The sequence below is a fragment of the Plantibacter sp. MMLR14_011 genome, assembly GCF_001865025.1.
Lineage (GTDB): Bacteria > Actinomycetota > Actinomycetes > Actinomycetales > Microbacteriaceae > Plantibacter > Plantibacter flavus_A.
The window spans coordinates 27,992-48,245 of record NZ_MJGW01000028.1 but is presented as its reverse complement, the minus strand read 5'-3'; the positions used below and the strand labels follow the sequence as shown (position 1 = coordinate 48,245).

The following is a 20,254-nucleotide window of genomic DNA, read 5'->3' as shown; positions in this document are numbered from 1 at the left end:
TGTGTATCCCGAGCTTGGCGAGGGGTGGAAGCTCCGACTGTCCCACGGTCAAGGCGCCGGGACCTTTCTTCGGGTCTCGGATTGATGTCGGTAGAGCGTGGCGCGGCTCCAGCCGACGAGCGCAGCCGCTTCAACGGCCGTGCGGCCGCGGCTGCGGGCCTCGGCGACGATGGCGAGCTTATCGGCGATGACGTCAGGGTTCGCGGGTGGGCGCCCGAACCGGGTGCCCGATTCGCGGGCCGCGGCGATGCCGGCGTTGACACGTTCGACAATGAGCTCGCGTTCATACTCGGCCAGGGTGGCGAGCATGTGAAGCATCAGCCGGCCCGTCGACGTCGCGGGGTCGATCCCATCGGAGAGTGATCGCAGGTGGATTCCGCGACCGCGCAGGAGTTCGACCGTGTTGAGGACGTCGATGAGGGAGCGGCCGAGGCGGTCGATACGCCACACGATCACAGTGTCGCCGGCCTCGGCATATTCGAGCAGTTTCGTCATGCCGGGGCGCTCGATCGCGGTCTTGCTTCCGGAGGTCACGTCCGCAAACACGTCGCGTTTCTGGACGCCGGCGTCGACGAGCGCGTCGAGCTGCAGCTGCGCGTCCTGGCCGGCGGTGCTGACTCTGGCGTACCCGATTTGCCTCATCGCATCAGCATGTCTCAGAAACCTATGTGAACCACGATGAGACACGCCGCATTGCGAGACGAGTTTTCGAGACGGGTGACCGACGGTGAGATCTGCATCTTCCGCGGTTGAGTTTGTCGCGGTCTTCGACGCACCTCGTGTCCTGTAAACCTGTAGCTTCCTGAGGCAGAGTGGCTTTTCGGCCGTTGAGCATGGAGTCGGCGTGGCGAATCGGCACGGAGCCCGCCACCTCCGCATCGGTTCGGATTGGTCTGGCCTGCGCGATCGTGCAAGTCTCACCCTGGTGGGAATGGCGGGGTTATGAATGTTGGGATGATGATCGGAGCGGTCATCGTGCTGATCGCAGGTGCGGGTCTGAAGATCTTCCCCCAGGGCGTTCGACCGGTACGCAGGACCGTGCCTGCGGAGGACCATCCGGAGGCAGCAGACTTCTCCCGACGGAGATGCAGCTCTCTGGCGATGGCTTGGACTTCTTGCCGCCACCTTGGCAACGCTCATGCTCATCAGGTCGCTCGGGTGAGGGGGACAATACGAAGAAGTCGGCTCAACAGCCTCGGCGCTGTGGCGCAGGAGGAACGCATGTCCGATCCGTCGCTCGGACGTGCAAACGATCCGTACAGAGGCGAACCCACTTCAAGTGGAACGCGAGTGGGGGTCGTCGCAGCGACCGCAGCACTCATCGCGCTGGTGCTGCAGATCATCCTCCGAATCGTGATCGACCGGCTTGCATCGACATCAACGCAGTTCTTTTCGGCTGATGACACAAACGAGTCCCGGATCACCCTGGTGCTTGGACTGAGCCTCATGTTCATCTTTCCGACCGCACTCTTCCTGCAGACGGTTCGGGCCGCGCGACGTGACCTGGCCCTCCGTCAACGCATCCGGTGGTGGTGGACGTATTGGGGTCCAATCGCGTGGGTGACCGCTGGTTTTGCGTTGAGCTGGGGATTCTTGCGTTTCGGCTGAGCTGCGTTCGGTGGTAGGAACGGACCAATTCGTACTTGTCACTCAGGTAAGGCTATCCTTCCTAGGTCCCGCCCCTCGAATGAAGGAGACGACGTGCACCAGCGCGCCGCCATCAGCCTCGTCCTCGCCGCGGCACTCGCCGTCGGACTGTCCGCCTGCGGCGCGTCCGAAGCGGTCGAGCCCGCATCGATCGCCGCCGCCGGGCAGGGCGCGACGGACTACCCACTCACGCTGGACAACTGCGGCACCGAGGTCACGATCGACGCCGCACCACAGCGGGTCGTCTCCCTCGACCAGAACTCGACCGAGATCCTGCTGTCCCTCGGGCTCGAGGACCGCATCGTCGGCACCGCCTCCTGGACGGACCCCGTCCTCGACTCACTCGCGGATGCCAACGCCGACGTCCCGCGCCTGGCCGACAACGCGCCCACCTACGAGGTCGTCCTCGGAGCCGACCCGGACTTCATCACCGCGTCCTTCGGCCGTCATTACAACGAGGGCGGCGTCGCACCACGCGAGCGGTTCGCCGAGACCGATATCGCCAGCTACCTCTCGCCCACCGACTGCGACAACGGGACGAGCATCAACGGTGGCGGGACGCGCACGACGCCGCTCACCATCGACGCGCTCTACCAGGAGATCACCGAGATGGGCGAGGTCTTCGACGTCTCGGACCGTGCTGCCGCGCTCGTCGCCGAGCTGCAGAGCCGTGCCGCGAAGGCGACCGAGGGTGTCGACTTCGACGGCACGACGGTCGCGTTCTGGTTCGCCGACACGAAGACCCCGTACGTCGGCGGTGGCCTCGGATCCGCCGCGCTGCTCGCCTCGACCACCGGGCTCGACAACGTCTTCGGGGAACTCGAGGACGACTGGCCGGCCACCACCTGGGAAGACCTCGTCGACCGCGACCCGCAGGTCCTCGTCCTCGGCGACCTGCAGCGCGACCGGTTCCCCGGCGACCGCCTCGACGACAAGGTCGCGTTCCTGGAGTCCGACCCACTGACGAAGACCATGGACGCGGTCCGCAACCAGCGGTACATCGCTCTCCACGGCGCCGAACTGAACCCGTCCATCCGCTTCGTCGACGGCCTCGAGAAGATCAAGGCGTGGTGGGTCGAGCACGAGGACGAGCTCTGAACCCGGAGACGGTGACGAGCACCGAACCGGTGACGAACGGCGACACGGCACGGCGACCCGCCTCACGCGCACGCCGCGCGACGATCACCGGCCTGCTCGTCCTCGCCGGCGTGGTCCTCCTCCTCGTCTCGGTCGGCGTGGCGATCACGCTCGGCCCAGCGGACATCCTGCTCGTGAACGTGCGGGACATCGTCGCGAACCACCTCGGTGTCACCGACATCCCGGTGAAGCTGTCGAAGGACGCGATCGTGTGGGAGGAGCGCCTGCCACGAGCCTTCGTCGCGGCAGCCTGCGGTGCTGGGCTCGGGCTCTGCGGCGTCATCATGCAGTCACTCCTCCGCAATCCGCTGGCCGACCCCTTCATCCTCGGCATCTCCTCCGGTGCGTCGACCGGCGCGGTCGCGATCGGGATCCTCGGACTCGGCGGTGCGTCGATCGGGCTCTCCGGTGGCGCGTTCATCGGCGCGCTCGTCGCCTTCGGACTCGTGCTCCTGCTCTCCCGTCTCTCCGGCGGCGGGACCGACCGGGTCGTGCTGGCGGGCGTCGCCAGCACGCAACTCTTCTCCGCACTGACCTCGCTGATCATCTTCGCGTTCGCCGACTCGGACGAGACGCGCGGCGTGATGTTCTGGCTGCTCGGCTCACTCGAGGGTGTGCGCTGGGACGACGTGGCGCTCTGCGCGATCGTCGTCGTCGCCGGTTCGATCCTGTGCCTCCGGTACGCCCATGCGCTCGACGCGTTCGCCTTCGGCGAGGACGTCGCGGCGTCGCTCGGCATCCACGTCGCGAGGACACGGGCGATCCTGCTCATCGCGACGGCGCTCATCACGGCGACGCTGGTGAGCGTCGCGGGGGCGATCGGCTTCGTCGGACTCGTGCTGCCCCACGCCGCCCGCCTGCTCGTCGGGCCCCGTCACGGGCGACTCATCCCGGCCACGGCGATCATCGGTGCGATCTTCATGGTCTGGGTGGATGCCGGCTCGCGCGTCGCGTTCTCACCGACGCCGCTGCCGGTCGGCGTCGGGACCGCGCTCGTCGGGGTACCGGTCTTCATCGCCCTGCTGGCCCGGAGACGGAGGCGCGGATGACCCTTCATGCAGAGAACGTCTCCTGGAACCGCGGCGGTGCGCTCGTCGTCGACGGCGTGACGCTGCACCCTGAACCGGGACAGACCGTCGGGCTCCTCGGACCGAACGGGTCGGGCAAGTCCTCGCTCCTGCGGATGCTCCACGGACTCGTGAAGCCGACCGCCGGACTCGTGACGCTCGACGGTGTCGACCTGGCGTCGGTCGGTCGACGGCGGATCGCGCGTTCGGTCGCGTCGGTGACGCAGCACGCCGACACCGACGTCGACATCACGGTGCGCGACATCGTGCGACTCGGACGCATCCCGCACCGCTCGGGACTCGGCGGTGACACCGCAGTCGACGAGACCGCCGTCGACCGCGCGCTCGCCCACGTCGGATTGGCCGATCAGGCCGGCCGCCTCTGGCACACCCTCTCCGGAGGCGAACGCCAGCGGGCACAGATCGCGCGGGCGCTCGCCCAGGAGCCGCGCGAGCTCCTCCTCGACGAACCGACCAACCACCTCGACATCCGACACCAGCTGGAGCTGCTGGATCTCGTCTGCGCGCTCCCGGTCACCACCGTCATCGCCATCCACGACCTCAACCTCGCCTCGATGTACTGCGACACTGTCGTCGTGCTGCGGGCCGGTCAGGTGGTCGCTGCCGGGGCACCGAGCGAGGTGCTGACCGCAGCGCTCATCGCGGACGTCTACGGCGTGGCGGCCGAGGTGACGCTGGACTCCCGCCGAGGGCACCCCGTCATCACGTTCACGCGATGATCCCGCCCGCTCTGGGCGCCGCCCGGCCCAAGCGCCCGTGAACCGACCCGGGGAATCCGCGCCTCCCCGTCGTCTCCGCATCGCGATGTTCTGGACCGCGGTCGTCCTCGCCGCGGCACCACTCGCTCGGGAACGTGCGTCTCCCGAAGGGGAGAGTTACTCGTCGAGGAGATGGATGTCCAGGTCACCACGATGCGACAGCGCCCCGAGGTGCGCGGATGCCGACCGTGAGACCACCAGGGTCTGCAGCTCCGCCAGTGCCTCCAGTGGCCGGTAGTCCTCGATCGGGGCGCCGGCCACCCCGATGGTGACCAGGCCCGTGAGGACACGGATCGGGTCGAGATCGGCGACGTTCGTCCCGTTCAACCACAGCTTCTCGAGGCGGCGGAGCGGTCGGAGTGGCTCGATGTCGACGACCGGCGTATCGCCGAGCTCGAGCACCGTGAGTGCCCGCAGCCCCGACAGTGGGCGGAGATCGGTCACGCGCGTCTCGCTCAGCCACAGCTCCTCCAGGTCTCGAAGGCCTGCGAGCGGACGAAGATCGACGACATCCGTGCCTTCCAGCCCGAGTCGTCGGAGTCCGTAGAAGCGCTCGATGCCATCCAGCACCGTCACCTCATCGACGACGATCTCGCTCAAGCCCTCCGAGCCCGCGCCGTGCGGCAACCCGCGCAGATGCTCCCGCACGGCAGCCTGCAGCCCCGCGTCCCGCAACGATTCGACCTCATCCACCCGATGATCCTCTCGCACCCACCGGCGAACACCCGGCAAGCCCGGAAGGCCGGTTCACTCCGAGCGCTCGAGCGTGCCGATCTCCGTGCCGCTCCCGTCGAGGACGACGAGTTCCGTGTCTGTCCAGGTGCCGGATGCTCCGCCCGACAACCAGGTGTCGACGCCTTCGCAGGCCTTCCGCGTGGACACCAGCGGCGCGAACTCGACCGTGTCGCCGTCGGCCGTCCACGAGCCCATGAGTCGGTTGCACCCGTCGGTCCCCGTCACCGTGCCGTCCTCCGCGAACACCAGCGACGGGGTGTTCTGTGCGTCGGCGTCTCCCCAGACACCGACGACACCGACAGCGTCGCCGGACTCGGCGGGCGCTGTGGTCGAGGGGTCGGCGCCACTCTGGGTCCCGGAGGCGCATCCCGCGAGGGCGATCGCGAGCACTGCTGCACCGATGACGCTGAGGCCCGCGGTGCGCCCCCGCTTCGATCCGCCACCTGTGAACATGTCCATCCCCTCCGGAGGCCGCCCGGCCGCGACTGGCTCGATGCTAGCGCGAGTCCGAGCCACGGCTCATCGGTCTATGGTGGCCGCTGCTCAAGGAGCTGCGATCGCCTGCGCCGCCCCCGTCACGGTGATGCCGCCCGTGGTGGGGACGTCGACCGTCAGCAGACTGGGAGCGCCGACGTGATGACCCTGCCGGATGATGACCTGGGCCGGCGGGGTGACCAGGCCGAGTGCGCGTAGATAACCGCCGAGTGAGGCCGCGGCGGAGCCCGTCGCCGGGTCCTCGGTGATGTCTCCGACGGGGAAGAGGTTGCGGGCTTCGACGAGCAGGCGCCCGGCGTCGTCGAGATCGTGGCCGTGCACCACGGTCACCGTTCCGGCCCAGCCCTGCTCGTCCATCAGTCGGCGCAATGCGGCCGGATCGAAGGTGAAGGCGTCGAAGGCATGCTGGTCACGGACGGCGACGACCGGGTGCCGGTTGCCGGCGAACGATTCACGCAGCGGCCACCGCTCGTCGAGGTCTGAACGCTCGAGCCCGAGGAGCGACAGCAGCCGATCGGTGATCTCGGCGTCGAGCTCGCGCAGGATGGGTTCGACGCTCGTGAACGACGCGGTGATCGAGCCGGTGCCGCCGGTCGTGGCGGCGTCTGCGTCGGAGGCCGTCTCGACGACGAGCGGCCCGACGTTCGTCTCCAGGGTGAACCGCCCGACGCCACGCCGTTCCGCGAGGGCGACCGCGGTCGCGATGGTCGCGTGACCGCAGAACGGCACCTCGGCACCGGGGGAGAAGTAGCGCATCCGCACGTGCCGGTCGTCACCGTCGACACAGGGATCGACGACGAAGGCCGTCTCCGGGTAGGCGACCTCGGTGGCGATCGCCTGCATCTCGGCCTCGGAGAGCGTCGAGGCGTCAAGCACGACCCCCGCGGGATTGCCGCCGCCGGCTTCAGCGGCGAAGGCCGTGAGGCGGAGGATCTCGGGCGGTCCGGCGTTCGACATCCGTCGATGCTACCGCTCCTCGCCAGGCCCCGCCCGGAGCCGCCGCCATCGCGATGAGTTTAAGCAGTAATTTATGAAAGTCCTTGACGGCACCCCGCCCCTACCGCGATCCTGGGGTCGCCGCCCTCCGACGACGCAGGGCGGAAAGGAGATGGACATGACATCGCACACCCGGAGGACGCGCATCGCACTGGGCGCCGCGCTCGTCCTCGGCCTCGTCGGCTCCGCCGTCGCGCAACCGGTGGACGCCGAGGCGTTCCCCGCGAAGAACAAGGCCACGGTGATCCAGTACCTCAAGACGATCGCCGGGACGAACATCGTGTCGGGCCAGCACAACAAGGAACCGGCGAGCCTGCCGGGCCAGTACACCCAGCAGGTGAAGGACGTCACCGGGCAGTATCCCGGGCTCTGGGGCGGTGACCTCATGTTCCGCGGGCAGGACGCCGCGAACCGACAGCGGGTGATCGACCAGGCGAAGACGGAGTGGGCGAACGGCTCGCTCGTCGCCCTCACCTGGCACGCCTGCTCACCGACCGGACCCTCCACCTGCGAGTTCGACGGCGGGGTGAAGACCCAGATCTCGAACGCCCAGTTCACGCAGATCGTGACGGGAGGCACCGCGCTCAACACGACCTGGCGGCAGCGGATGGCCGAGGTGGTGCCGTACCTGCGGCAGCTCAAGGATGCCGGGATCCCCGTCCTGTTCCGTCCGTTCCACGAGATGAACGAGACCTGGAACTGGTGGGGTGGCCGCTCAGGCGCGAACGGTGGCGCGAAGATCTTCCAGCAGATGCGCGACTACTTCGACGCCCAGGGCCTCGACAACCTCATCTGGGTCTGGAACGTCCAGGACAACCCGCAGGGAGGGTGGTCGGGCTACTACCCCGGGAACTCCTACGTCGACGTCGTCTCGCTCGACGTCTGGTACAAGAACTACCCGAGCACCGCCGACTACCAGCAGTTGCAGTCGATCGCCGGGACGAAGCCGATCGCCATCGCGGAGATGGGCAAGGTGCCCGACGCCAACCTCCTGCAGTCCCAGACGCGCTGGTCGTACTTCATGATCTGGTCCGAGCAGCTGCGCGGCAACAACTCGAACACCGAGATCCAGAACACCTACTTCCACCCGAGGGTGCTCAACCAGGGTGAGGTGGTGCTGCCCTAGTCGTCGACCGCGGCGACCTCGACGATCCACGCCCGTTCGGGCGGGGTGGTTGGGGTCTGCAGGCCGGCGTGGCGGAGGGTCGCCCCGGACATCACCACGCCGGTCCAACCGGCGTGCGGACCGTCCACGCCGTCCGGTTCACCGAACCAGGCGGGGACGGTGCGCCCTCCTGAGGGCTCGCCGATGCGCAGCGGCCGGACCCGGTAGCGACGCTCCGGGTCCAGGCCGCGGAGCGTGAACCGCCCGATCCTCGCGACGTCGGAACGCCCGAGGAATGCGAGGGAGAACAACGCCTCCGACCGGTCCGCGGCCACCACCCCCGTGATCTGGAGCGCGTCGTCGACCACGTCCTCACGGACGAGCCGCCCCGTGTGCAGCAGGGCCCTGGTCGAGCGGTAGAGCGCGAACCAGTCGGCCAACTCCGCGAGGTCCGCCGGGGACGCCTGCCGCAGGTCCCACTCGACCCCGAGATGGCCGAAGAGCGCGGTCGCCGCACGGAAGGACAGCTCGTGCGAGCGGCCCGTGGTGTGCGAGCGCCCGGAGGCGATGTGGGCGCCGAGCCGCTCCAGGGGGACCAGCTGGGCGGTCCAGCGGTTGATCTGCTGCCGCTCGAGCGGGTCGCTGCAGTCCGAGGCCCACACGCGGTGCGTGCGCTCGAGGACGCCGAGGTCGACGCGTGAGCCGCCGGAGGAGCAGGACTCGATCTCCAGCTCCGGGAACCGACGCGTGAGTTCGTCCATCAACCGGTACACGGCCGCCGTCTGACGATGCACGCCGGCCCGACCGTCGGGTGCCGACCCGGCGTCGACGAGGTCGCGGTTCTGATCCCACTTGATGTACGCGATGTCGACCTCGGTCAGGATCGCGGTCATCCGTTCCAGGACGGCGGCGAAGGCCTCTGGTCGGCCGAGATCGAGGACCTGCTGGTTCCTGGCGGGGATCGGCAATCGTCCGCCCGTCTGCATGATCCAGTCCGGGTGCTCCCGGGCCAGATCGGAGTCGAGGTTCACCATCTCCGGCTCGAACCACAGACCGAACTCCATCCCCAGGCTCCGGACCCGGTCGGCGAGCGGCTGCAGCCCGTCAGGCCACACCTCCTCGTCGACGAACCAGTCGCCGAGCCCCGCGCGGTCGTGTCGTCGCCCACGGAACCAGCCGTCGTCGAGGACGAACCGCTCGATCCCGAGCGAGGACGCGACCTCGGCCAACTGCATCAGAGCCTCGGCGTCGTGATCGAAGTACACCGCCTCCCACACGTTGAGCGTGAGCGGTCGGTCCCGTGCCGGATGGCCGGGTTGCGCGCGCAGGTGCTCGTGGAACAGCGCGGCCTGGGCGTCGAGCCCGTCCCCGTGGGCGCCGTACACCCAGGGGCTCGTGTAGGCCTCGCCGGGGCCGAGGCGGACCTCGTCCGGCAGGAGCAGCTCGCCACCGCCGATCACCTGGTCGCCGGTCGAGAGCCGTTCCGCGAGGTGTCGCTGGTTGCCGCTCCACCCCACGTGGACGCCCCAGACCTCGCCCGTGGCGAAGCCGAACCCGGGGACGCCCACGTTCAGGACGAGCGGCGCGTCCGGCCCGGTCCGCCCGCGGCGGTCCTCGCGCACCCAGGCGCCGACCCGGAGCGGCGAGCGCTGCGGCGTCCGCTCCTTGCCCCACCGGCCGGCGAGGTCGAGGACCTCCCGGGCGCGAGCCGGGATCGGGAGCGCGAGATGCAGGTCGTCGAGCCGGTAGACGCCGTCGGCGACGTTGCGGAGCGTCGCGCGGACACGCAGGAGACCGGCCTCGCTCAGCTCGAACTCGATCCGGATCGCCAGGCCCGCCTCGGCGTCCTCGCCGTCGACGGTCACCGTGCGCGGGGTCACCTGCGCCGGCTCCATCGTGAACAGCGGCGACCAGTCGCGTCCGTCCCGGCTGCCGGTGATGCCCGGCCGACCGAGCCAGGCCTCGCTCTGTTCCGGAAGCACCGCGAGGCGGGTCGGTCGATCGGGTGCGTTCTCCGTGACGAACCGCTCCGCACCGCGCACGACATCGGCGAGCTCCCGATCGTCGAGCGGACCGAGGTCGGCTCCCCAGTGCGCGATCGACGGCAGGCGACCGTCGCGCAGGTCGATAACGACGCTCACGGCGCGCGATCGCAGGTGGACGACGGGCTGTCGGGTGTCGGTGGACATGGGGTCCTTTCGGATGGGTGCGGTGGTCAGTCCGCGGACGGGCGTGCGAGCTGGCCGTCCCAGGGGACGAAGGTGGCGAGGTCGACGTCGTGCACGGTTCCGTCGGTCCACCGTGCGACCAGCCGGGTCCCGGTCACGTCCACCGCGACCGGGAGGTCGGGTGTCTCGCCGTCGTCGAAGCGGAGGGTGTGGAGTGCGGCCAGGACGGTGTGCCCCGGAGTGCTGGCGGCGCACAGCGCCGGGACCGCCGAGTGGGGACCGAACGCGTTGGCGTCGCGGTAGGCGACGGCCTCCGCGCGGTCCCAGCCGTGCAGCCCGACGATGGTCGCTGCGAGCCCGTCACGACCGACCACCGTGGCCCGCGGCGCGGCCCCGGCGGGATCGACCACGGTGCGCAGTACCGCGTCGTCGGCGACGGCCGCACCGCCCTCGCGGACGGCCCACGCGCGAGTCGACTCGACGAGGTGCGCGCGGAGCTCCTGATCGCCGTGGACGATGCTGACCGTGGTGACGGCGCAGCCCGGCCACACTCGGCCGTCGAGCTGTGGGAGGTGCACCGAGCCGGAGACCTCGCCGACGGTCCGCATCCCGCGGATCGCGGCGCGGCGACTCGCCCGCCCGTCCTCATCGAGCAGCGCGAGATGGCCGTCGACGTTCTCGTCCCACGCCGCGCCCGTCCCCGGGGCGGTGTGCGAGGAGTACCCGAACTTGGCGTAGTGCGGATCGTCCGCGTCGGCGCGAGCGGGCTCGACGGGGATCTCGCAGTGGTCGCTGCCGTGGTTGGCGAGCGTCACGACACCGTCCCGCTGCGAGCGCAGGATCCACCCGACCGCCGGCAGCACGGTGGTCTCCGGCGGCCCGTCGGTCGGCTGCGGGTGTTCCGGAGCGGTCCACACCGGGTCGTCGCGGTCGATGGCGAGCCCGAGGAACCCGATGCCCGCGAGGTACGGCGAACCGAAGCCGCTGTAGCTCTGCGCGGTGGGCTCCCACGGCCCGTACCAACCGAGACTCAGCGGGCCGTCGACACCGACGCCGTGCCGGACGAACCCCGAGACCACCCCGGAGGCCAGGCGACGCGTCGCGCCGGGGCTCAACGGGTTTACCCCCGAGAGCTCGGCGCACCAGAGCGCGGCGAGGGCGGCCGTCCGATAGCTCAGCGAGCGACCGACGTGCACCATCGACCCGTCGGGTGCGACCATGCGCGCGAAGGAGCCGGTGAAGTCGTGCAGCCGTTCCAGATGCCGTGAGCCGTCGGCCGTGCCCGTGCGGTCGGTCATGCGGTACCAGGCCCAGAGGTAGGGGTGGATCGCCCACGCGTTGTAGTAGTCGATCGCGTGTTCCGGACCGTCGGTGTACCAGCCCTGCTCCAGGTGCCACGACTCCACGCGGGCGACGTTCCTCGTGCCGTTCAGCCCGGTGACGTCCTCGTCGACCGAGCGGAGAAACGCCTCCGCCATCGCCGGGAAGAGCTGCCAGTTGTTGTGCCAGACCTCGAGGCGCGCATGGTGGCGCAGCCAGTCGGCGATCTGCACCTGCTCCTTCCGGGTGAGCCCCGCCCACAGTCGGTCTCGACTGACGTACAGGCCGAACGCGATGTTCGCCGCCTCCACGATCGAGTTGGTGACGCCCGTGCCAGGAGCCCGACACGTCACGCCCAGCGGCCAGGACTCCGGACCGTCCGGGGCCGTACCGGCGAGGAGTGCCCGGCTGTACCAGGCGACGAGGTCCTCGACCCCGTCACCATCGCCGTCTCCGCCGCCGGCGATCCGTGGTGCGGCGAGGAGGAAGGAGCGACCGACCGCCTCCATGCCCTCGCGGGCGACACCGTCGCGGGTGACCCGACCTGGCAGCCGAGGAATGCCGCCGAGCGGGCTCTCGAACCGGCGGACCTCCGCCAGCCACCGGTCGGCCGTGGCCTCCCAGTGCGCCCGCGTCCACCCGGTGAAGGGTGCGGCGACGGGGTCCGCGGCCGGTAGACGGAACGGCGGGAGCGGGTCGGGCGTCATCGTGGGGCCTCCATCGGTGCTCCCGGTTCCGGGTACTGTTGCGCGCGGCGCACCCGCAGCGTGTGTGACCCGCTCGTCGCGGTGGCGCGCTGCACGAGCCGGATGCGGAAGACGGCCGACCCCCAGACCTCGTGGAGCTTCGGGTCGTCGATGTCGATCCGGTCCACCGCCACCTCGAACGCGGGGTCGGTGTCCAGGCGGGCGTCGCCGACCAGGATCCCACCGCCCGCGACGACCGGCTCGGCGGCCGTCAGGAAGGTCAGCGTCATCTGCAACGGTTCGGCGAACGCCCAGTGGTCGTCGACGAGGACGGCGCCGGCGGCACGGTCGAGCGTCACCGTGCGGTCCAGTGCTGTGAGTCGGGCCTCGGGCGGATACGCACCCAGAAGGGACGTGGCGAGGACGGAGCGGTCGCCCTCGTCGGAGAACCGTGTCCTGCTCGCCGTGAAGGCCCGACCATACGGTTGCTCGACCCCGGCAGGGAGGGGGACGTTGTGGAAGGCGCTCCGCATGGTCCAGATGCCGTAGCGGGTGTCCGGCATGAAGGTGTCGCGGTGGTACACGCCGACACCCACGTCGATGAGGACGGGCTCACCGTCGAGCGAGACGATGACCCCGCCGACGTCGTTGTGGTTGTGACTGACGTCGTTGTGACCGCCCTTCGCGGCGACCGCCCAGCCGTCCACGCGACCGGCGTGCTCGCGGAACACCGCCACCTCCGTTCCCGGTGCGTACCAGGAGGAGGGCATTCCCGGCGTGGCGTCGCCGGCCGTGGTCCACGCCGGGTCGAGCAGCTCCGCGAGTGTGCGGCGGAACAACGGAGCCAACTGCCCCGAGAAGCCGAGCGGATTCGAGCGCCCCATCCAGCGGGCGTGGGCCGCCACCTCGTCGTCGCCCACGCGCTCGCCGAAGCGGGCGAGCAGGTTCCAGGTCGCATTCGTCGGCAGGCTCGCGGACCCGTCCGAGAAGTTGACCTGTGACTCGCCGGAGAGCTGCATCACCATCGGGAAGCGGGCCATCGCGGCCACCGGCGCGACCGCGAACCCGTCGAACGCGCCCTCGGTGACCTCGCCGAGGAGGTCGAGCGCCTCGAACAGCGTCGCCCCCGCCCACCACCAGTAGGTCGCCCCCTCGTCGCAGCTGCCGTCATCGGCGTAGCCCGCTCGGAACCGGTCCAGGATGACGAGTGCGCGGTCGATCGACGACGCCAGCTCGTCCGGGTCCGTCTCGACCACCGCCGAGCACACGAGGACGTTCGAGACGATCCACGGCGCCCAGTTGTTCGGCGGGCCGTCGAGCCCGTGCCAGAAGTCCACCTCGTTCCGCCACGGGTCCAGCACGCGACGCCGGATCTCCGCGTGCACCCGCGAGCGCAGCCCGGGGAACGCCAGCTCCAAGCGGTCACCGGCGATCGTGTCCACCGCGGCGAGCAAGCCGCCCACGTAGGCGTCGGACAGGTCGAGGATGTCGCGGCCAGGGAGAGGAAGGAACGGGCGCTCGCCGGACTCCGGCAGGGCGTAGTGGGAGGGCAGACACCACGCGGTCAGCTCGCAGAGCCGCCAGACGCGATCGCCGAGCTCGCGGACCCAGGCCTCGTCGTCGGTCGCGCCGAGGGCGAGCGCGGACGAGGCGACCGCGCCGAGGAGCGCCTGCTGCGCCGTCTCGTAGGGGGTCCGGTCGCCGTCGGAGCTGTACCGCGCCCAGAGGGACAGCGTGGGCGGGTTGCGGTCGGCCTCGACGCACCAGTGCCGCGCCGCGGCGAGCAACGTCGTCCGGTCCCGCTCCGAGACCCGGCCCCAGGCGGTGCGGTCTCCGACCGGCGGACCTGCGCGCCAGCCCCCGACGCGCAGGGCTCGGCGTGCCCGCGGCGTGAACTGCTCGGCGAAGCTCGTGGTGGTCGGCGCGCTGGTGGCTGCTGGGAGGGGCATGGTCTGGCCTCTGCTGCGGTTCGGTGGTCTGCGGTTCAGTGGTGTGCGGTTCGGTGGCCCGCTCACGCCTGGAGCGCGAGCGCGGCGATGGTGATCGGTCGTCGGAAGGCGCCGGTCCTGACGAGGTGCAGGATCTCGTCCACGGTGTTGGTGGCGAGCCGGCCGAGTTCGTTCCCGGCCGAGCCGGCGATGTGGGGCGTGATGACCGTGTTCGGCGTCGACCACAGCCGTGAGGTCGACGGCAGGATCTCGGGGGAGGTCACGTCGAGGATCGCGACGAGGTCGCCGCGTTCGAGACGATCGGCGAGGGCCTCGTGGTCGACGAGGTCGCCACGGGCTGTGTTGATGACGGTGGTGCCGGGACGCATCAGCCGGAGGAGTCCGCGGTCGACGAGGTGCCGAGTCGAGGGCAGCGCCGGCGCGTGGAGGGTGACGATGTCGCTGCGTGCGGCCAGCTCCTCGAGGGGTACGCAGGGTACGCCGATGGCGAGCTGCTGATCGTGGTCGAGCGTCGGGTCGGCGACGAGCACCCGTACGTCGAGGGAGGCGAGCCGTTCGATGACGAGCCGACCGATGCGCGAGGCCCCCACGACCCCCACGGTGATGCCGTGGCTGCCGACGGTCGGCCAGGCCCGCTCGGCGTCGACGGGGGCGTTCGAGGACCGCAGCGTCTCCGCCGCCCAGAACGTCCGCTTGGCGGCGAGCACGATCATCGCGACGGTGAACTCGGCCACCGGTACCGCGTTGGCCGCTGCGCTCGACGTCAGCGACACGTGACGGTCGAGCAGGGCGTCCGTGACGATGCCGCGGACGCTGCCTGCCGAGTGGGCCACCGCGCGCAGGGACGGGAGCATCCGCAGGAGCGGCTCGTCCAGCGCCGGGGACCCCCAGCCGGTCACGAGCACCTCGGCCTCGGCCAACAGCGCGCGGTCGTCGACGCGCTCCGGACGGAGCGGGCGGTCGGACAGCAGATGGAGACGCGACTCGGACCGCAGGCGAGCGAGGTCGAGCTCGGAGAACACCCGCTCGAAGGTGCCCTCCGGCATGAGGAAGCCGACCGTGCCTCGGAGGGCGCTCTCGCTCTGCAGCATCGTCGCCTCCTGGTCGTCTCGACAGCAGGCTCAATCCCAGTGCGCGACGCCTGAGCCTGTCAAGCACTCGCGTTCAAACGAACAGCAATCGAACAACCCGTGTCTCACCGAGGCGGTGCCGTCGACTCCCGGAGGCTGAGGCTCGGCCGCAGGCTCGTGTGGCGCGCGGCGAACCCCGTCTGGGCTGCGGCCGAGATGCGTTCGAAGCACATCGTGGCCGCGAACCTGCCGATGTCGCGTTTGGGCGGTGCGACGGCCGTGAGCGGCACCCTGGCCAGGCCGGCGACCTCGTCGTCGTAGGCCACGATCGACAGGTCCCCGGGGATGGACAGGCCGAGGTCGAGCGCGGCATCCGCGAACTCGACGGCGTAGTGGTCCGAGTGCAGGAACACCGCCGTCGTCCCGGACGCCACGCACGCCTCCAGGTATCGCCGCGTCTGCTCGCCGACGCCCTGCTGGTCGTCGATGATGGCCGTGCTGGCGTCCTCGCGCAGTCCGAGCTGGCGCACGGCCCGCTCGAAGCCGAGACGCAGCGAGGGCGTCGTGGGGGTGTCGAAGGCGGCCATCCCGATGCGTTCGTGGCCGAGTCCGGCCAGGTGACGCAGGGCCATGACCGCCCCGGCGGCGTGGTCGGTGCGCACGAACTCCAGGCCGTCGCCGATCGCGGACTCGGCGACGGAGCGCTCGACGAGGACGACCGGCACCGGCGACCGCTCCAGCAGCTCGAGCGTCGGGTGGGCGTCGAGGATCGACGTCGTCACGAGCAGGCCGTCCACCCCGCCGACGAGGAGGCGCTCGATCTGATCACGCTCGCGGTCGGGGTCGTAGCGGGAGACGCCGAGGACGATCCGTCCACCGAGCGACTGGGCGCGCTCGACCGCACCGGCGACGATCGTCGGGAAGTAGTAGCTCGGGTCTGGGACGACGAACCCGAAGGTGAACAGGGTGTCGGCCGCCCCTGGAGCCGGGGTCGGCCGAGCACCGGGCCGGTGGGGCATCCCGGTCGTCGGCTGCGTGTCGACGGACACCGCGCCACCGTGCACGCGGCGGAGCCGGCCCTGTTCACCGAGCTCGCGGAGGTCGCGCCGGACGGTCATCGTCGAGATGCCCATCCGTTCGGCGAAGTCCGCTGCCGAGAGACTGCCGTGGATGCGCAGCTCGGCGAGGATGCGCTCGTGTCGTTGCGACAGCTCCATGATGAACTCCGATGTTCGATTCCTGTTCGGATGATTGAATGATGTTGACTTTACACAGCGGCCCCGCGAATGATGTCCAACGTTCGAGAGAACGGCGCGGAGGCCCGAGACCTGGCATCCGCCGTGAGCAAGGGAGCTGCTGTGAGCGCGACGACGACCGATCGGCCGGAGACCATCCGACCACCGATCGCCCCCGCCGGGTCCGGTGATCGGCCGACGAGACGCCGCGTGCCGTTCCGGATGCAGTTCCGTCGCGATGCACCGTTGCTCGTCATGGTGACCCCGGCGGTCGTGCTGCTGTTGCTGTTCGTGTACATCCCGCTGCTTGGGAACGTCATCGCGTTCATGGACTACCAGCCGTACATCCCGATCCCGGACAGCCCGTGGGTGGGCTTCGCCAACTTCACGGCGCTGTTCACCGACCAGGCGTTCTGGAACGCGGTCTCCAACACCCTCCAGATCACCTTCATCCAACTGGTGCTGTTCTTCCCCGTGCCGATCGCGCTGGCCATCTTCATCCACTCGCTGACCTGGCCGTGGCTCCGCTCCATCGTGCAGTCGGTGCTGTACCTGCCGCACTTCCTGTCCTGGGTCATCGTCGTCGGCTTCTTCCAGCAGAGCCTCGGCTCCGGTGGTGTCCTGAACACCTGGCTGCGGCAGCTGGACCTCGGCACCGTCTCGGTCATGTCGGATCCGGCGACGTTCAAGCTGCTGCTCTCCTCGCAGGTGATCTGGAAGGACGCGGGCTGGGGCACGATCATCTTCCTCGCGGCACTCGCGGCGATCGACGACTCCCTCTACGAGGCCGCCGCCATCGACGGCGCGGGCGCCTGGAGCCGGTTCTGGCACATCACGCTTCCTGGCATCCGGCCCATCATCGTGCTCCTGCTCATCCTGCGACTGGGCGAGGCGCTGTCCGTCGGCTTCGAGCAGATCATCCTGCAACGCAACGCCGTCGGGCCGGGGGCCGCCGAAGTGCTCGACACCTACGTCTACTACCACGGCGTCATCGACGGGAACTGGAGCACCGGCATCGCCGCCGGGCTCATCAAGGGCCTCGTCGGTCTCATCCTCATCCTCGTCGCCAACAAAGCGGCGCACATGCTCGGCGAGCAGGGAGTGTATTCCAAATCATGAGCACCATCGTCCGACCGATCTGGGCGGGGAAGCCGAAGCCCGTCGTCCTCGCGCTCAAGGCGCTCGCGATCGTCGTGATCCTCGCCGTCATCCTCTTCCCGTTCCTCATCGTGGTCTCCACGAGCGTCTCGACCGCCGAGGACGTCACGGCCGCCGGCGGCTACGTCGTCTGGCCGAAGTCGTTCACGCTCGACGCCTACCAGCAGATCCTCGCCGGCGGGGTGGTGACCAGGGCGATCCTGGTGACGCTGTTCGTCACCGTCGTCGGCACGCTCATAAGCCTGGTCTGCACGGTCTCGGCGGCGTGGGCCCTCAGCCGACGGTCGTTCTTCCAGCGCCCGGTGCTCATGATCGTGCTCGCCACCTTCCTCTTCACGCCGGGCCTCATCCCGTTGTACCTGATGGTCAAGCAGCTCGGACTGCTCGACAACGTCTGGGCGCTCATCCTGCCCGGTGCGTTCAGCGTGTTCAACATGGTGGTCGTCCGCGGCTTCATGATGGGCATCCCGCAGGAGCTCATCGACAGCGCGAAGATCGATGGCGCCGGGGAGTTCCGTATCCTCGGCACGATCGTCCTGCCGCTGTCCCGCGCGGTGATCGCCGTCGTCGCTCTCTTCTACGCGGTCGGGTACTGGAACGCGTTCTTCAACGCGCTGCTGTACATCAACGACACCTCGAAGTGGACGCTGCAGCTCGTCCTACGCACCTATGTGCTGCAAGGGTCCTCGCTCGTCGGGGGAGCCTCGGACGCCTCCGTGCTGCCGCCCGCCGAGTCCCTGCAGATGGCCGTGGTGCTCATCGCCATCGTCCCCATCCTCATCGCCTACCCGCTCGTGCAACGCCACCTCACGAAGGGCGTGCTGACCGGCGCCGTCAAGGGCTGACCGATCCGCACCCACCGACCCGGCATCGTCGCCGGGATCAGATCCGCGCCCCAGGCGCTCGCCTCACCTCGAAGGAGACCACGATGAACGACACCACCCCAGGCCTGTCCCGCCGCACCTTCCTCACCGCGGCCGGCGTCGGCCTCGCGGTCCTCGGCCTCGGGTCCGCGCTCACCGGCTGCACCCCCGGTGGTGCGACCTCGGGAGCCGCCGGATCCGGAGCCCTCGTCCCGCTGCCCACCTACGTGCCGATCACGAAGGGACCGACCCCCGATCTCGCCGGCTCGGCGACGGTCCAGCCGGTGTACTACTCCGCGCCGAAGGAGTCGGAGCTGTTCACCTCGGTGTCGGGGAAGACGGCGATCAGCGGCACGGTGTCGGGCTTCGTCATCTCGTACAGCCCGCCGGCGCCGGCCTCGAACAGCTACCTCCAGGCGGCCGAGAAGCAACTCGGGTGCGAACTCGACCTCCAGGTGGTCCCCGCCGACTCCTTCGCACCCAAGTTCGCCACGGTCATGGCCGGTGGAAGCGTGCCGGACCTCGTCGAATTCCTCGCGTTCCAGCTGCCACCGTCCTACCCGCAGCTGCTCAAAGCGCAGTTCGCCGACCTCTCCGACCACCTCTCGGGCGACAACGTGAAGACGTACCCGAACCTCGCGAACCTGCCCACGCCGTCGTGGGAGGGCTGCCGGATCAACGGCCGGATCTACGGTGTCCCGGTGAACCGGCCACCCTTCGGCAACATGCTCATCTCGCGTCCGGACGTCATCAAGGACCTCACCGGGGCGGAGCCCGCCCCCAAGACGAAGGACGACTTCACCGAGCTGTGCAAGGCGGTCACCGACGCCAAGCGCAACCGCTACGCGATCAGCGGGCAGAGCAACGGCGACAGCGTCGACTGGGGGTACGACTTCATCGGTGCGATGTTCGGGGTCCCGAACGGGTGGGAGCTGAAGGGGTCGAAGCTCGTCCACAAGTGGGAGTCGGACCGGTGGCTCGAGACGCTCTCGTACATCAAGGAGCTGAAGGACGCCGGGTACTACCACCCGGACACCCCGAGCATCTCCGGCTCGCAGGCGAAGACCTACATGGCCAACGGCACCGTCCTCATGCACCAGGACGGCATCTCGGCCATCATCGACCCCGGTGCGCCGGAGGGCGTGGTCTACGACGCGATCCTGCCGTTCGCGGCGGACGGCGGCGACGGCATCGTCTACCAGGGCTCGTCGATGTTCTCGTTCACGGCGATCAAGCAGGCGGACGAGGCGCGGGTGAAGGAGCTGCTGACCCTGCTCAACCACCTCGCGGCCCCCTACGGCAGCACCGAAGGGTTCTTCCTGCAGTACGGCGTCGAAGGCGAGCACCACACCCGGGAGGCGGACGGTCGCGTCGTCCTCACCGAGGCGGGGTCGGCGCAGATCGGCCCGACCTCGCTCAACCGACTCGCCGCGGCACCGCAGATCCTCGCCACGGCCGTGCCGATGGAGGAGCGGTTGCGGCGCTCGCACGAGTGGCAGCAGAAAGCCGCTCCCATGCTCCAGAAGAGTCCGATCACCGGCCTCTACTCGGAGACCGCCGGCAAGACCGCATCGGCGACGAACAACCTGTCGTCGACGATGAACGAGTACATCCTCGGCCGGACGGATCTCGACACGGTGAAGTCGGGTATCGCCTCCTGGAAGTCGTCGACGAACGACAAGGTCCGGGCCGAGTACGAGGAACAGCTCGAGAAGCTGTCCTGAGGGGTTGCGTCAGCGCGGTGCGCTGGCGTGAGCGCGGGTTTGTGGGCGTGAGCGCGGGTCGCGCGCGTGAGCGCGGGTCTCTGGAGGGGCGCGCTCGCGGGTGTGGGGTGCGGTGGAGCC

General features: G+C 69.6%; 17 protein-coding genes. 8 read left to right on the top strand and 9 right to left on the bottom strand.

Features of this window, described 5'->3' with window-relative positions:
* Nucleotides 1-48: 48 nt before the first annotated feature.
* Nucleotides 49-642, bottom strand: a complete 594-nt coding sequence (locus tag BIU99_RS11400) for a recombinase family protein (protein ID WP_071261297.1) — start codon at nt 640-642, stop codon at nt 49-51.
* A gap of 579 nt (nt 643-1,221) precedes the next feature.
* Here BIU99_RS11400 and BIU99_RS11395 point away from each other — a divergent pair.
* The 4 genes from BIU99_RS11395 to BIU99_RS11380 all read left to right on the top strand — a co-directional run bounded on the left by BIU99_RS11395 (nt 1,222) and on the right by BIU99_RS11380 (nt 4,591).
* Nucleotides 1,222-1,608: a hypothetical protein gene (locus BIU99_RS11395; protein ID WP_139205416.1), complete on the top strand. Its 387-nt coding sequence runs from the start codon at nt 1,222-1,224 to the stop codon at nt 1,606-1,608.
* Between the two features lie 93 nt (nt 1,609-1,701).
* Nucleotides 1,702-2,745 (top strand): ABC transporter substrate-binding protein, encoded by a 1,044-nt coding sequence (locus tag BIU99_RS11390; RefSeq protein WP_071261295.1) that lies wholly within the window; start codon nt 1,702-1,704, stop codon nt 2,743-2,745.
* 11 nt (nt 2,746-2,756) lie between these two features.
* Nucleotides 2,757-3,833 (top strand): iron ABC transporter permease, encoded by a 1,077-nt coding sequence (locus BIU99_RS11385; RefSeq protein WP_071261294.1) that lies wholly within the window; start codon nt 2,757-2,759, stop codon nt 3,831-3,833.
* Nucleotides 3,830-4,591 carry an ABC transporter ATP-binding protein gene (locus tag BIU99_RS11380; protein ID WP_071261293.1) on the top strand — a complete coding sequence of 254 codons (762 nt, stop codon included), beginning with the start codon at nt 3,830-3,832 and terminating at the stop codon, nt 4,589-4,591. The genes BIU99_RS11385 and BIU99_RS11380 overlap by 4 nt, the downstream gene beginning before the upstream one ends.
* A gap of 156 nt (nt 4,592-4,747) precedes the next feature.
* On the opposite strand, the gene BIU99_RS11375 is transcribed toward BIU99_RS11380, so the two are convergent.
* From BIU99_RS11375 to BIU99_RS11365, 3 genes are all read right to left on the bottom strand, one after another.
* Nucleotides 4,748-5,323 (bottom strand): leucine-rich repeat domain-containing protein, encoded by a 576-nt coding sequence (locus BIU99_RS11375; protein WP_071261292.1) that lies wholly within the window; start codon nt 5,321-5,323, stop codon nt 4,748-4,750.
* A 54-nt stretch (nt 5,324-5,377) separates the two neighbouring features.
* Nucleotides 5,378-5,818, bottom strand: coding sequence for an META domain-containing protein (locus tag BIU99_RS11370; RefSeq protein ID WP_071261510.1), 441 nt, complete (start codon nt 5,816-5,818; stop codon nt 5,378-5,380).
* 90 nt (nt 5,819-5,908) lie between these two features.
* Nucleotides 5,909-6,817, bottom strand: a complete 909-nt coding sequence (locus tag BIU99_RS11365; protein WP_071261291.1) for a PhzF family phenazine biosynthesis protein — start codon at nt 6,815-6,817, stop codon at nt 5,909-5,911.
* Nucleotides 6,818-6,974: 157 nt separating this feature from the next.
* On the opposite strand from BIU99_RS11365, the gene BIU99_RS11360 reads away from it, so the two are divergent.
* Nucleotides 6,975-7,982: a glycoside hydrolase family 26 protein gene (locus tag BIU99_RS11360; protein ID WP_175116833.1), complete on the top strand. Its 1,008-nt coding sequence runs from the start codon at nt 6,975-6,977 to the stop codon at nt 7,980-7,982.
* Here the strand turns inward: BIU99_RS11360 and BIU99_RS11355 are convergent.
* The 5 genes from BIU99_RS11355 to BIU99_RS11335 form a co-directional block, all read right to left on the bottom strand.
* The gene (locus tag BIU99_RS11355) at nt 7,979-10,150 is read right to left on the bottom strand and encodes an alpha-galactosidase (protein ID WP_071261289.1); all 2,172 of its coding nucleotides are present in this window, start codon (nt 10,148-10,150) and stop codon (nt 7,979-7,981) included. The two genes, BIU99_RS11360 and BIU99_RS11355, sit on opposite strands and share 4 nt — an antisense overlap.
* A gap of 26 nt (nt 10,151-10,176) precedes the next feature.
* Nucleotides 10,177-12,156, bottom strand: a complete 1,980-nt coding sequence (locus tag BIU99_RS11350; protein ID WP_071261288.1) for a DUF2264 domain-containing protein — start codon at nt 12,154-12,156, stop codon at nt 10,177-10,179.
* The gene (locus BIU99_RS11345; protein ID WP_071261286.1) at nt 12,153-14,084 is read right to left on the bottom strand and encodes a heparinase II/III family protein; all 1,932 of its coding nucleotides are present in this window, start codon (nt 14,082-14,084) and stop codon (nt 12,153-12,155) included. Before BIU99_RS11345 ends, BIU99_RS11350 begins: the two co-directional genes overlap by 4 nt.
* Nucleotides 14,085-14,146: 62 nt before the next feature.
* The gene (locus BIU99_RS11340) at nt 14,147-15,175 is read right to left on the bottom strand and encodes a hydroxyacid dehydrogenase (protein ID WP_071261285.1); all 1,029 of its coding nucleotides are present in this window, start codon (nt 15,173-15,175) and stop codon (nt 14,147-14,149) included.
* A 104-nt stretch (nt 15,176-15,279) separates the two neighbouring features.
* Complete coding sequence (locus BIU99_RS11335; RefSeq protein WP_071261284.1) at nt 15,280-16,371, bottom strand: substrate-binding domain-containing protein; 1,092 nt, start codon at nt 16,369-16,371, stop codon at nt 15,280-15,282.
* A 141-nt stretch (nt 16,372-16,512) separates the two neighbouring features.
* On the opposite strand from BIU99_RS11335, the gene BIU99_RS11330 reads away from it, so the two are divergent.
* The 3 genes from BIU99_RS11330 to BIU99_RS11320 all read left to right on the top strand — a co-directional run bounded on the left by BIU99_RS11330 (nt 16,513) and on the right by BIU99_RS11320 (nt 20,134).
* Nucleotides 16,513-17,508: a sugar ABC transporter permease gene (locus BIU99_RS11330; protein WP_231884373.1), complete on the top strand. Its 996-nt coding sequence runs from the start codon at nt 16,513-16,515 to the stop codon at nt 17,506-17,508.
* Nucleotides 17,505-18,392 (top strand): carbohydrate ABC transporter permease, encoded by an 888-nt coding sequence (locus tag BIU99_RS11325; RefSeq protein ID WP_064295927.1) that lies wholly within the window; start codon nt 17,505-17,507, stop codon nt 18,390-18,392. The genes BIU99_RS11330 and BIU99_RS11325 overlap by 4 nt, the downstream gene beginning before the upstream one ends.
* 83 nt (nt 18,393-18,475) lie before the next feature.
* Complete coding sequence (locus BIU99_RS11320) at nt 18,476-20,134, top strand: extracellular solute-binding protein (RefSeq protein WP_071261283.1); 1,659 nt, start codon at nt 18,476-18,478, stop codon at nt 20,132-20,134.
* The last annotated feature ends 120 nt before the right edge of the window (nt 20,135-20,254 follow it).

Coding starts and splice junctions, on each gene's coding strand:
- BIU99_RS11400 (WP_071261297.1), bottom strand. CDS start 642: ATGAGGCAAATCGGGTACGCCAGAGTCAGCACCGCCGGCCAGGACGCG.
- BIU99_RS11395 (WP_139205416.1), top strand. CDS start 1,222: ATGTCCGATCCGTCGCTCGGACGTGCAAACGATCCGTACAGAGGCGAA.
- BIU99_RS11380 (WP_071261293.1), top strand. CDS start 3,830: ATGACCCTTCATGCAGAGAACGTCTCCTGGAACCGCGGCGGTGCGCTC.
- BIU99_RS11370 (WP_071261510.1), bottom strand. CDS start 5,818: ATGTTCACAGGTGGCGGATCGAAGCGGGGGCGCACCGCGGGCCTCAGC.
- BIU99_RS11365 (WP_071261291.1), bottom strand. CDS start 6,817: ATGTCGAACGCCGGACCGCCCGAGATCCTCCGCCTCACGGCCTTCGCC.
- BIU99_RS11360 (WP_175116833.1), top strand. CDS start 6,975: ATGACATCGCACACCCGGAGGACGCGCATCGCACTGGGCGCCGCGCTC.
- BIU99_RS11355 (WP_071261289.1), bottom strand. CDS start 10,150: ATGTCCACCGACACCCGACAGCCCGTCGTCCACCTGCGATCGCGCGCC.
- BIU99_RS11350 (WP_071261288.1), bottom strand. CDS start 12,156: ATGACGCCCGACCCGCTCCCGCCGTTCCGTCTACCGGCCGCGGACCCC.
- BIU99_RS11345 (WP_071261286.1), bottom strand. CDS start 14,084: ATGCCCCTCCCAGCAGCCACCAGCGCGCCGACCACCACGAGCTTCGCC.
- BIU99_RS11340 (WP_071261285.1), bottom strand. CDS start 15,175: ATGCTGCAGAGCGAGAGCGCCCTCCGAGGCACGGTCGGCTTCCTCATG.
- BIU99_RS11335 (WP_071261284.1), bottom strand. CDS start 16,371: ATGGAGCTGTCGCAACGACACGAGCGCATCCTCGCCGAGCTGCGCATC.
- BIU99_RS11325 (WP_064295927.1), top strand. CDS start 17,505: ATGAGCACCATCGTCCGACCGATCTGGGCGGGGAAGCCGAAGCCCGTC.
- BIU99_RS11320 (WP_071261283.1), top strand. CDS start 18,476: ATGAACGACACCACCCCAGGCCTGTCCCGCCGCACCTTCCTCACCGCG.